The organism is Tenacibaculum sp. 190130A14a (assembly GCF_964048965.1).
Lineage (GTDB): Bacteria > Bacteroidota > Bacteroidia > Flavobacteriales > Flavobacteriaceae > Polaribacter > Polaribacter polynesiense.
Genome location: NZ_OZ040189.1, coordinates 1,311,332 through 1,323,816 on the forward strand (window position 1 = coordinate 1,311,332; position 12,485 = coordinate 1,323,816).

A 12,485-nucleotide genomic window follows, 5' to 3' on the forward strand; every position below is an offset into this window, starting at 1 on the left:
TTAAGATTTGGCGTGTTATTTGAACTAGCCTGTTTTAGAAGTCCAAAAATAGTTAAATTTTTATTGATGCAATTCTTAAATTTTTATAAAAATAATTTAAAAAACTTTATTCTAATAACGAGTGTTATTAGTAGTTTATTTTGTGGTTTTTCAGGAGAGGCGTATGCTCAAAAAAAATACGTAGTTGTTTTAGATGCTGGGCACGGAGGTAAAGATTCTGGAAACTTAGGAAACGGGTATAGAGAAAAGAACATCGCCTTGCGTGTAGCACTAGATGTGGGAAAAGAGTTGTTAACTGCCAAAGATATTGAAGTAGTTTATACAAGAAAAACGGATGTTTTTGTCGAATTACACAATAGAGCTAAAATTGCAAACACTAAAAATGCGGATTTATTTGTGTCGATACATTGCGATGCTTTTACAAAAGCAGAGCCACATGGAGCAAGCACATTTGTGTTAGGATTAAGCGGTAATAAAGAAAATTTAGAGATAGCAAAGAAAGAAAATGCGGTAATTTTATTAGAGGACAATTATAAACAGAACTATGATTATGACCCGAATTCACCAGAATCACTGATCGGATTGTCAGTACTTCAGGAAGAAAATTTGGATAACAGTTTAGGAATTGCTGGGTTTATTCAAGATAATTTTGTTTCATTAAAGAGGTTCAATAGAAAGGTAAAGCAAGCAAATTTTTTAGTGCTTAGAGAAACAGTAATGCCGAGTGTACTAGTTGAATTAGGCTTTTTAACGAACAAGGCAGAAGGTAGGTTTTTAAATACTCGTCAAGGACAAATTAAAATGGCAAAAGCGATTGCCAAAGCCATTAAAAAATACGTAGATAGATTAAAAGTGAATACGGTTAATAGGTCTGCTCCAATAGCGGTTACTGTTGTAAAAGATAAAGCAACGAAGAAGAAAACCGTAAAAAGTCCAGTAAAAAAAGAAGTTGTAAAAACGGTACCACCGAAAAAGAAAGAATCTAAAAAGGTGGTAGCTAAGAATACCAAAACAAAAACTCCTCCAAAAACTAAAACTGTAACATCAAAGAAAACGATTGCAAAATCGACTTCAGAAAAAGGAGTTGTTTTTAGAGTTCAAATAGCGGCTTCAAAAAAGAAACTAAGTACTAAGAGTTTTAATTTTAAAGGACTGGATAATGTGAAAATGAAAGTATTGGATGATTATTACAAATATTTTTATGGAGAAACATCTAGTTTTAAGAAAATTAAAGAAATTTTAAAGGAGGTAAAACCAAAGGGTTTTAAAGATGCTTGGATTGTTGCTTTTAAAAATGGACAAAAAATTTCGATAAAAGAGGCTCTAAAATCCCAGTAATTTAGATGTATTCTAAGAATTTCTAACAAAATTATTAGTATTTTCGCTCGTAATAATTTTGTTCTATGTCTAAAGAATTAAAAACAGGAATCGTATCCGTAGTAATAATAGCGCTTTTTATTTGGGGCTATAACTTTTTAAAAGGTCAGGATTTGTTTAGTCCAAATTCAAGGCATTTCTACGTAGAATATAATAATATCAACGGACTTAACGAAGCTAGTTTAGTTACTATCAATGGACTAAAAGTAGGAAGAGTAGATGATATTTCTTTCAATAGTAAGCCTGATAAAAAAGGAAGCCTATTAGTAAAGATTTCATTAGATAACGACTTTCAATTCTCTAAAAACAGTATTGCAAAAATCTATTCAGCAAGTTTAATGGGAGGTCAAAACTTGGCTATTGTTCCGAGTTATGAAGGTCCAGAAGCTGTTTCTGGAGATTATTTAAAAGGAGAAATAGAATCTGACATGTTTTCTTCGGTAGGGGAAAAGTTAAATCCGCTACAAGCAAAATTAGAAAATGTATTGGTTGGAGCTGACTCTTTGTTGATTGGTTTTAACGAAGTATTAGATAAAAAATCTAGAAAGAGTTTAAATAGAAGTATTTTAGGGTTAGAAGGTACTATTGCAGATGTGCGTAAAACCTTATCTTCAGTAAACTCTTTGTTAAAAGACAATAAGACTAATTTAGATTCTACCTTAATCAATGCTAAGAAAATTACAAGTAATTTTTCTAAAGTTTCTGAGGATTTATCAAAAGCTAAATTAGGAGAGACAGTAAAGAAGTTAGAAAGTACCCTTACCAATGTGAATGCGCTATTGGCTGATATGAAGTCAGGTAAAGGAACGTTAGGTAAGTTAATGACAGATGATAAGATGTATAATAACTTAACAAATGCTTCAAAAGAAATGGAAGAATTGCTACGAGAAATGAAGTTGAATCCGAAGCGCTTTGTACATTTTTCATTATTTGGAAAAAAACCAAAACCTTATAACGAAGAAAACAATCAAAAAAATACAAGCAACAACTAAACAAACAATAAAACAACTAAATATTAATTCATTAAAACCTATAAAAAAGAAGATTATTATCAATTATAGTTAAACAATTTTACTTTTAAAAACAATGGAGAAATACCTACCAAACATCTTTTTTGCAATTGTATTAATTGCGGGTATTGGATATTTTGTAATGAACGTTAGAAAGCTTATCCGAAATATTAAGTTAGGAAAAGATATTGACAGAAACGATCGAAAGCCAGAACGATGGAAGAATATGGCAAAAATAGCTTTAGGCCAGTATAAAATGGTTCGTCGTCCACTTTCAGGAATACTACATATTGTAGTGTATGTTGGTTTTATTTTAATTAATATTGAAATGCTTGAAATCGTAATAGATGGATTATTTGGAACACATCGTGTTTTTCAACCGATATTGGGAGATGCTATTTACGGATTCTTGATTGGAAACTTTGAAGTTTTAGCTGCATTAGTGTTTGTAGCAGTAATTATCTTTTGGTTAAGAAGAAATATTCAAAGAGTGAAGCGTTTTTGGAATAAAGAAATGGCAGGTTGGCCGAAAAATGATGGAAATATCATTTTATATTTTGAAATGGTTTTAATGAGTTTATTCTTAGTAATGAACGCAACAGATGTACCTTTTCAAGAAGCAGGTGCGGGAAATGTAGTTTCACAATTTATAGCACCGTGGTTTAGTGAGTTTTCTCTTGAGGAGTTACACATTATAGAAAAAGCTGCTTGGTGGTTACATATTGTAGGGATTTTAATTTTCTTGAATTATTTATACTATTCTAAACACCTACATATTTTATTAGCGTTCCCAAATACATTCTATGCGAAGTTAGATCCTAAGGGACAGTTAGATAATTTAGAGGCGGTAACAAAGGAAGTACAAATGATGATGGATCCAGATGCAGATCCATATGCAATGCCTGAAGAAGGAGCAGAAGACGAAGAACCAGCAAAATTTGGGGCTTCAGATGTAGCTGATTTAAATTGGGTGCAATTAATGAATGCTTACACTTGTACGGAGTGTGGACGATGTACTTCATCTTGTCCAGCAAATTTAACAGGGAAAGAATTATCTCCTCGTGCGATTATGATGAAAACTCGTGATCGATTAGAGGAAGTTGGAAAGAATATTGATGCCAATGGTGGAGAATTTAAGCCAGATGGTAAACAGTTATTAGACGATTATATTACTCGTGAAGAGTTATGGGCTTGTACCAGCTGTAATGCATGTGTACAAGAATGTCCAATTGGGATTGATCCATTATCGATTATAATGGATATGCGACGTTATTTAGTAATGGAAGAGTCAGCAGCTCCACAAGAGTTAAACATGATGATGACCAATATTGAAAATAACGGAGCACCGTGGCAGTATAGTCAAATGGATAGATTAAACTGGAAAGACGAATAATCTAACCAACGCACTAAAATGTCGGTTCAACTAATTTTTTAGCTAAAAGATTAATGAACAAAAAAACTAGTATTAATTCTCAATTACAAATTACGAGTAAATCGTAATCCATAATTATAAAAATCGAAATTAATTATGAACGTACCAACAATGGCAGATATGATGGCTCAAGGAAAGCAACCAGAAGTGTTGTTTTGGGTCGGAGCAGCAGGAAGTTATGATGATAGAGCAAAAAAAATAACCAAAGCTTTTGTAAAAATATTAGAGCAGGCTAATGTAGACTTTGCAGTATTAGGTACCGAAGAAAGTTCTACGGGAGATGCAGCTAAACGTGCTGGGAATGAATTTTTATTTCAAATGCAGGCTGTTACAAATATTGAAGTATTAAATGCGTATGAAGTAAAAACAATTGTTACTTGTGATCCGCATTCTTTCAATACATTAAAAAATGAATATCCAAGTTTAGGAGGTAAGTATACCGTTTACCATCATACACAATATATTAATAAGTTAATAGCAGATGGTCGTTTAGACGTAGGAAATGAAGTGTTAAAAAATAAGAGATTAACCTATCATGATCCTTGTTATTTAGGACGAGCAAATGATGTTTATGAAACTCCGCGTGATTTAATACGTCGTTTAGGAGTTAAAATGACTGAGATGAAGCGTCATAAATCAACAGCTTTATGTTGTGGTGCAGGAGGAGCGCAAATGTTTAAGGAGCCTGAAAAAGGAGATATGGATATTAATATCTTGCGTACAAAAGATGCTTTAGAAACGAAACCTCAAATTATTGCTACAGGTTGTCCTTACTGTAATACGATGATGACCGATGGAGTAAAATTCCATTTAAAAGAAGATCAAATTGTAGTAAAGGATATTGCAGAGTTAATTGCAGAAGCAAATAATTTATAAGATATACTGTAAAATATAAACAAAAGAAAAAGGAAGACATTGTCTTCCTTTTTTTTATTTAATAGTAGTACTTTTGAACAATTATTATAGAATAAATGAAAAACTTTATAAAAGCAGCTCGTTTACGAACATTACCTCTTTCTATATCGGGAATTATTGTTGGAGCATACTTAGGTTCAGTTGATAAATTTTCACCTATTACGAAGGAGTTATTGGATGCAACGGTTAATTCAGACAGAGTTCCGTTATATCAATCTTCAATTTTTTGGTTAGCTATTTTAACTACTATTGGATTTCAAGTACTTTCTAATTTTGCCAATGATTATGGTGATGGTGTAAAAGGAACTGATGATAACAGAGAAGGAGAAGCAAGAATGGTTTCGTCAGGAGCAATTACTCCAAAACAAATGAAAACAGCAATGATTGGAACTACTATTTTTACTTTGATAGTAGCAATTCTATTGATTTATGTTTCTTTTGGAAAAGATAATTTTGGGTATTCATTATTATTTTTTGGATTAGGTATTGCCTCTATTGTAGCAGCGATTAAATATACAGTGGGTAAATCTGCTTATGGTTATAGTGGTTTTGGAGATATTTTTGTGTTTGTGTTCTTCGGTTTGCTAGCCGTAGTGGGAACTTATTTCCTATATACTAAAGAACTTAATTTTACTATTTTTCTACCTGCATTTACTGTTGGATTACTAAGTACAGCAGTATTAAACTTGAATAATATGCGTGATAGAGTAAACGATGAAAAATCAGGAAAGAATACTCTAGTAGTAAAGATTGGTTCGGAGTTTGCAAAATATTATCATTATTATTTAGTTGTAGCATCCTTTTTATTTGCACTATTATATGTAGTAATTAAGTATCAATCTCCTTTTCAATTTTTATTTGTTATTGCTTATTTACCATTAATAAAACATCTGTTATTTGTGTATAAGAATAAGGAAGAGCGATTGTTAGATGGTGAGTTGAAAAAGGTAGCACTTAGTACTTTTTTGTTTTCTATTTTATTCGGATTGGGGCAAATTTTGTAACTTTCAATAAAAATACTACCCATGAAAATACTGTCCCAATTATTATTCTCTTTTGTTTTTTTGTTAGGATGTGGTGGAAATAATGACGCCCCTTCTTATGGATATGGAACTTCTCCTCAAAATGAAGTGGCAGAATCTATAGAAATAAACGGAAATAACGTTAATACGACTCAAGATCATTCAAAAGAAAGTAGTAATGGTACTATCATTCAAAGAAAACTGATAAAGAAGGGGAATGTATCTTTTGAGACGAATGATTTAACCAAGACTAGAAAACATATTGAGGAATCACTTCTCAAATTTAAAGGATATATCTCTGAAGACAATCAATATAAATCTTTAGATAATATTACCAGTAATTTAACGATCAGAATTCCTTCGCAGCATTTTGATACTTTTTTAAATGAATTGTCTTCTGCAGTTGAAAAGTTTGATCATAAAAATATATCGGTAAATGATGTTACCGAACAGTTTTTAGATATTGAAGCACGTTTAGCAGTCAAAAAATCTTTAGAAATTCGTTACAATGAACTTTTGAAGAAAGCAAAAACGGTTAAAGAAATACTGGAAATAGAAAGAGAATTAGCAAACGTACGTTCTGAAATAGAGTCTATGGAAGGACGATTACAATACTTACAAAATCAAGTGTCCTATTCAACATTAAGTATTCAGTTTTATAAAGTGGAATTAACGAAGTCTTCATCCACAGGTTTTTGGAGAAGATTGGGTAATGCTTTTTTTAATGGTATAGATAATATCAAATGGTTCTTTATAGGACTTATAAATATTTGGCCATTTATCTTGTTGTTAGTAGGAGGAATTTATCTATTAAGAAAACGAATTAAACGAAAAAAATAATGAAAATTACATTTTACGGTCATGCATGTTTTGGTATCGAAGTTAATGGAACTCATATATTGGTAGATCCATTTATTACTGGAAACCCTTTAGCATCGCATATTAATATAGAAGAAATTAAGGCAGATTATATTTTGGTAACTCATGCACATCAAGATCATGTGTTAGATGTAGATGTAATAGCTAAAAGAACTGGTGCTACTATTGTTTCCAATTACGAAATTTATATGCATTATACGGCAAAAGAATTAAAGGCGCATCCGTTAAACCATGGAGGTACTTTCAAAGCAGCAGCTTTTTCGGCAAAATATGTGAATGCTATTCATACCTCATCTTTTGCAGATGGAAGTTATGGAGGGCAACCAGGAGGTTTTGTAATTACTGCTGGTGAAAAATCGCTGTATATTGCAGGCGATACTGCAGTTACTATGGATATGAAATTAATACCAATGACAACAGAGTTAACAGCATCAATTTTTCCAATAGGAGATAATTTTACAATGGGAATAGAAGATGCTATTATTGCATCTGATTTAGTCGCTTGTAACAAGGTGATTGGGTGTCATTTCAATACATTTCCTCCAATACAAATAGATGTTGAAGATGCTAAGAAGCAGTTTTCAGCAAAAAACAAAGAATTAAACATTTTAGAAATAGGAACTTCAATAAGTATTTAAATTAAATGAAAGTAATAAAGATAATTTTAGGAATTATTATTGCAATATCGATAGTCTTTTTTGCGACTGGGTTAATTGTAAAAGAAACTACGTATATGGTGAAAGTCGAGATTAATAAGCCTATAGCAGAAGTCTTTTCAAAATTTAATGATACTGAGTTATTAAAAGAATGGATTCCTGAAGTGAAGTCTCTTGATATCATTGAAGAAAAACCGGGTAAAGTTGGGAGTACGTATAAGATGATCGTTAAAAATCAAGGTCAAGAAATGGCAATGACAGAAAAAGTGTTGGCCTTTGTTGAAAATGAAAAGGTAACGTTACATTTTGATGCGGATGGAATGTTAAAAACAGATGATTATAATTTTATTTCAGAAGGAAATAAAACCATTATAACACAAGACACCAAAATTACCGCTAAATCGTATATTTTAGGATGCACATTTCCTTGGTTTAAAGGACAGTTAAAGAAACTTAGTCAAGATTATTTAGAGAGGTTTAAAACCATCGCTGAAGAATAATTAGAATAAAAATAATATGCTAAAGGCTAGCTATAAACAATATATACTAAACTTTAAACAAGCAAGCGGTACGTCTAGAGGAATCTTACGAACAAAAGAAACCTATTTCTTAATATTGGAAAAGGATAACAAACGAGGAATTGGAGAATGCGGATTGTTTAGAGGATTAAGTGCAGATGATAGACCAGATTATGAAGAAAAGTTACAATGGGTTTGCGATAATATTGGCTTAGGTTTAGAACGTTTGTTAATGGAACTGATGCAGTTTCCGTCTATTCAATTTGGTGTAGAACAAGCATTTCTTTCTTTAGAAGGAGTTACTCCGTTTGAATTGTTTCCATCAAAATTCTCTAAAGGAGAAGAAGCAATTTCTATCAATGGACTCATTTGGATGGGGGATAAATCGTTTATGCAACAACAAATTAAAGATAAATTGCAGCAAGGGTTTTCTACTATAAAAATGAAGATTGGTGCTATTGATTTTGAAACAGAATTTAATTTGTTAAAATCTATAAGAAAAGAATTTTCATCTAAAGAAATAGAATTGAGAGTTGATGCTAATGGAGCGTTTACACCGAACAATGCTTTAGAAAAATTGGATCGTTTGGCTAGCTTAGATATGCATTCAATAGAGCAACCTATTAAACAAGGTCAATGGCAAGAGATGGCAAGTTTATGTGAAAAAACACCTTTGGCAATAGCCTTAGATGAAGAGTTAATAGGAGTGTTTTCTTTAGAAGAAAAACAAAAATGTATTGAAACCATTCAGCCACAATTTATTATTTTAAAACCAAGTTTAGTTGGTGGTTTTAGAGGAAGTAAAGAATGGATTGATATTGCATCAAAATACAAGGCAGATAATTGGATTACTTCTGCTTTAGAAAGTAATATCGGTTTAAATGCCATTGCACAATGGACCTATACATTAAAAAATCCACTACCTCAAGGATTAGGAACAGGTAGTTTGTTTACAAACAACATTGAAAGTCCTTTAGAAGTGGCCAAAGGAAGCTTACAGTATAACCTTAGTAAAGATTGGGAAATATCGATTTAATTGGTAAAAGACATAGAATAAAAAGTCTAGATTTTTTCCAACAAGTGTATAAAGGAAAGAATCATTGGTATATCTGGATATTAGTTTCGTTGGTTGCATTTGTACCATTTGCACTCAGGATATATCATTACCTATTTGTAAAAGTTCAGAAACCAAAAGCACCGGTAGCAATAGATTCAAATCTGCTTCTTGTAAAAGGTTTGTCTCATTATCTATTTTACTTAGTACTGTTGTTATTGGGAGTACGATATCTGCATAAGAGACCTATTAGAACGGTGTTTACATCTAAAAAGAAAATAGATTGGTGGCGTTATATTTTTGGAGTAAGTTCATGGGGGTTATGCATAGTAGTGTACTTTTCATTGAATTATTATTTCTATCCTGATAACTATCAGTGGAATTTTAAGCTAGTTCCATTTTTAATTCTATTTCTAATAAGTTTTACAATTGTTCCAATAGGAGCTATTTTTAAAGAGCTTTATTTTTCTGGATATTTATTGCAGGGAATAGGGTTACTAACCAAACGAAAATGGGTAGCTATTGTTCTAACTTCTGTAATTTATATGTTTGCCATTGGAATGAGTCCAATATTTGAACAAGCAGGTTATCATGTACTATTCTTTTATTTTGCCTCTAGCTTATTTACAGGGATTATAACAACAATAGATGATGGTGTAGAGCTAGCGATGGGATTACAAACAGCAAATAATATTTTTGCAATTTTATATATAACTACAAATTGGACAGGGTTAAGAACAAATGCATTGTTTTTAGATATTTCAGAACCCAAAGTATTATTTATTGTATACATTCCTGTATTTATATTTTTTCCAATATATTTCTTTATATTAAAGAAAATGTACAATTGGAAAAATACCAAAGAGAAAATCTTAGATAAGATTGTAGATATAAAATAAACTAAATCAAACCAAACCAAACCAAACCAAACCATACAAATGAATTTTATACAACAAGCATATAAAGGAAAGAACAATTGGGTTTATTATTTAGTGGTAATTTTTATTGTATTTTTCGGATGGCAATTAATAGGGGTTGTTCCTCTTTTTGTTACAGCTATTTTACATTCAGAAAGTACTGCTGAACTAACAAAAGCAGCCAACGACAACTTTATGAGTTTGGGTATCAATAGCAATTTGTATTTGTTTATGATGATATTAACCTTTGCTATTGGTATGGTGTTTTTACTTTTAGGAGTAAGGTATGTACACAAACGACCTGTAAAAACGCTTATTACAAGTAGAAATAAAATTGATTGGAAGCGCTACTGGTTTGCCTTTACTGTTTGGGGTATTGTATCTGCATTGGTTATTTCTATAGGGATTTTATTAGAACCAGAAAGCTATACTTGGAATTTTAAACCAGTACCATTTTTTACATTATTGGCAGTATCGTTTTTGTTTTTACCATTGCAAACAAGTTTTGAAGAACTCTTGTTTAGAGGATATTTTATGCAAGGTTTGGGAACTTGGTTTAAAAATAGATGGGTTCCACTAATCGTAACTTCTGTAATTTTTGGATTATTACATGGAGCGAATCCGGAAGTAGCAAAATTGGGATATATCTCAATGGTCTTCTATATAGGAACTGGGTTTTTATTCGGTATTTTAACATTGATGGATGAAGGAACTGAATTAGCGCTAGGTGTGCACGCCATTAATAACATAATGGCAGCAATTTTTGTAACTACAGATTGGACAGTTTTTCAAACAGATGCTTTATTTGTAGATACTTCTGAACCTTCTGTAGGTATCGAAATGTTTTTGCCAGTGTTTGTTTTATACCCTCTATTATTATGGTTTTTCTCTAAAAAATACGGTTGGACGAATTGGAAAGAAAAGTTATTTGGGAATATAAAACAGCCAATTACTGAACAAGAATCTATGTAAAAGTGTTTAATGAAGAAAGTAGAGAATCGATTCCATAGTAAGTTTCAATTAAACAATCAATCATTTACAAGTATCGAAGAATTATTGCTTTTTTCAAAACAAGTAAATAGTTCAATTTATACTTTCTTATCTGATTGGTTTGATGAAAAAAGTTATGTGATCGTACATACTTCTGGATCTACAGGGAAACCTAAGCCAATTCAGTTAAAAAAGGAGTTTATGATAAACTCGGCAAAAGCTACAGGTGCTTATTTTAATTTATATGAAGATACGACAGCATTATTGTGTTTATCTGCTGACTATATAGCTGGAAAAATGATACTCGTAAGAGCATTGGTTCTAGGATGGAAACTAGATGTAGTAGCTCCTGAATCTGATCCACTTAGAAAAGTAAATAAAGTATATGACTTTTCTGCTATGGTTCCTTTACAATTACAAAGTTCGTTAGAACAATTATATAAAGTAGGAAAGTTGATTGTTGGAGGAGGAGTGGTGTCTAATGAATTGATTCATCAAATTCAAGAGGTTGATACAGCTATTTTTGCAACCTATGGAATGACCGAAACAATAACGCATATTGCGGTAAAGAAGTTGAATCACTTTAATGATTTTACTGAAGAAGAGGAATCTTATTATTATACATTACCTAATGTAAATCTAAGTTTAGATGGTCGTAATTGCTTGGTAATCGATGCTCCCAAAGTGTCAGAAGAGTTAGTTGTTACCAATGATGTTGTTAATTTGGTTTCAGAAACAAGTTTTGAATGGTTAGGTCGTTATGATAATGTAATTAATTCTGGAGGTGTAAAACTACACCCAGAGAAGATTGAAGAGAAATTATCTGCAGTGATTGTAAATCGTTTTTTTGTAACAGGAGTACCTGATACTAGGTTAGGAGAAAAGCTTGTACTCATAATTGAAGGGAAAGAAGAGAAAACTATTTTAGATAACATTCGTTCTTTGGAAGGGTTGGCTAAATATGAAATTCCGAAAGAAATCTATTTTGTAGATTCCTTTATTGAAACAGCTACAAAAAAAATCCAACGTGCGCAGACATTGGATTTGATATATCATTCATAATTCTAAAAAAAATAGATTTTACCTATCTACATCTAAGAAATCGTTGTTTTCAAAAGCACTTTTATACTCGCTCAGAGAAATTCCATAACGTTCGGCATTGTAATTTTTCTCTTTATCTATTTTATAAAGCCTACTTTTCCTAGAAATCTCCATAGAGTTGGCTACGAAGAAAATAGAATCTTGAGTTACTTTGGTTACTTTTAAAGTAGAATAAGCGCTGTCAGAAGATTTGTATTCAACAATATCATTTATTTGTGGTTCATTGATATAGTTAACCACATCTTTTTCATGTTGATTTGCTGCATATAATCCAAAAGCAATCAAACCTCCAATAATTACTGAACCTACCCAATGCGTAACAGGAGATTTTGTTGTTCTCTTTACATTATCATGAGCTAATTTTAATTGTTCGCTCATATCTTTTCGCTCATAGGTGGCTTTACAATGATTACATTCTGAAATTCCTTTTTTACCAATTGGAAAAATAGGAATCCAATAAAGATAAAAATACCTTCCGTAAATGCTGATAGTGTGAGAATCTTGTTGCCCGCAGTGGTTACATTTTACACCACTAACTCTTTCACTGTGTAAGTGAGAACCTTTGGTTCCATAAAAAATCATAACAATAAGTTTTTAAATAGTTGATGCTAAAT

General features: G+C 31.5%; 13 protein-coding genes. 12 read left to right on the top strand and 1 reads right to left on the bottom strand.

Annotated elements, in window-relative coordinates:
• The first annotated feature begins 66 nt into the window (after window positions 1-66).
• The 12 genes from ABNT22_RS06290 to ABNT22_RS06345 all read left to right on the top strand — a co-directional run bounded on the left by ABNT22_RS06290 (window position 67) and on the right by ABNT22_RS06345 (window position 11,832).
• Complete coding sequence (locus ABNT22_RS06290) at window positions 67-1,338, top strand: N-acetylmuramoyl-L-alanine amidase (RefSeq protein WP_348715104.1); 1,272 nt, start codon at window positions 67-69, stop codon at window positions 1,336-1,338.
• Between the two features lie 65 nt (window positions 1,339-1,403).
• Window positions 1,404-2,369, top strand: a complete 966-nt coding sequence (locus ABNT22_RS06295; protein WP_348715105.1) for an MlaD family protein — start codon at window positions 1,404-1,406, stop codon at window positions 2,367-2,369.
• Between the two features lie 94 nt (window positions 2,370-2,463).
• On the top strand, window positions 2,464-3,780 hold the full coding sequence (locus ABNT22_RS06300; RefSeq protein WP_348715106.1) for a (Fe-S)-binding protein: 1,317 nt from the start codon (window positions 2,464-2,466) through the stop codon (window positions 3,778-3,780).
• A 135-nt stretch (window positions 3,781-3,915) separates the two neighbouring features.
• Window positions 3,916-4,695 (top strand): (Fe-S)-binding protein, encoded by a 780-nt coding sequence (locus tag ABNT22_RS06305; RefSeq protein ID WP_348715107.1) that lies wholly within the window; start codon window positions 3,916-3,918, stop codon window positions 4,693-4,695.
• Window positions 4,696-4,790: 95 nt separating this feature from the next.
• Window positions 4,791-5,738: a 1,4-dihydroxy-2-naphthoate octaprenyltransferase gene (gene menA / locus ABNT22_RS06310; RefSeq protein ID WP_348715108.1), complete on the top strand. Its 948-nt coding sequence runs from the start codon at window positions 4,791-4,793 to the stop codon at window positions 5,736-5,738.
• Between the two features lie 21 nt (window positions 5,739-5,759).
• Window positions 5,760-6,596, top strand: a complete 837-nt coding sequence (locus ABNT22_RS06315; protein WP_348715109.1) for a DUF4349 domain-containing protein — start codon at window positions 5,760-5,762, stop codon at window positions 6,594-6,596.
• Window positions 6,596-7,273: a metal-dependent hydrolase gene (locus tag ABNT22_RS06320; protein WP_348715110.1), complete on the top strand. Its 678-nt coding sequence runs from the start codon at window positions 6,596-6,598 to the stop codon at window positions 7,271-7,273. The genes ABNT22_RS06315 and ABNT22_RS06320 overlap by 1 nt, the downstream gene beginning before the upstream one ends.
• A gap of 5 nt (window positions 7,274-7,278) precedes the next feature.
• Complete coding sequence (locus ABNT22_RS06325) at window positions 7,279-7,791, top strand: SRPBCC family protein (RefSeq protein ID WP_348715111.1); 513 nt, start codon at window positions 7,279-7,281, stop codon at window positions 7,789-7,791.
• Between the two features lie 16 nt (window positions 7,792-7,807).
• Window positions 7,808-8,845 (top strand): o-succinylbenzoate synthase, encoded by a 1,038-nt coding sequence (locus ABNT22_RS06330; RefSeq protein WP_348715112.1) that lies wholly within the window; start codon window positions 7,808-7,810, stop codon window positions 8,843-8,845.
• Window positions 8,827-9,762 (top strand): type II CAAX prenyl endopeptidase Rce1 family protein, encoded by a 936-nt coding sequence (locus tag ABNT22_RS06335; protein ID WP_348715113.1) that lies wholly within the window; start codon window positions 8,827-8,829, stop codon window positions 9,760-9,762. Before ABNT22_RS06330 ends, ABNT22_RS06335 begins: the two co-directional genes overlap by 19 nt.
• A 39-nt stretch (window positions 9,763-9,801) precedes the next feature.
• Window positions 9,802-10,752 carry a CPBP family intramembrane glutamic endopeptidase gene (locus tag ABNT22_RS06340; protein WP_348715114.1) on the top strand — a complete coding sequence of 317 codons (951 nt, stop codon included), beginning with the start codon at window positions 9,802-9,804 and terminating at the stop codon, window positions 10,750-10,752.
• 9 nt (window positions 10,753-10,761) lie between these two features.
• The gene (locus ABNT22_RS06345) at window positions 10,762-11,832 is read left to right on the top strand and encodes an AMP-binding protein (RefSeq protein ID WP_348715115.1); all 1,071 of its coding nucleotides are present in this window, start codon (window positions 10,762-10,764) and stop codon (window positions 11,830-11,832) included.
• An 18-nt stretch (window positions 11,833-11,850) separates the two neighbouring features.
• On the opposite strand, the gene ABNT22_RS06350 is transcribed toward ABNT22_RS06345, so the two are convergent.
• The gene (locus tag ABNT22_RS06350) at window positions 11,851-12,453 is read right to left on the bottom strand and encodes a zinc-ribbon domain-containing protein (protein WP_348715116.1); all 603 of its coding nucleotides are present in this window, start codon (window positions 12,451-12,453) and stop codon (window positions 11,851-11,853) included.
• Window positions 12,454-12,485: the final 32 nt, after the last annotated feature.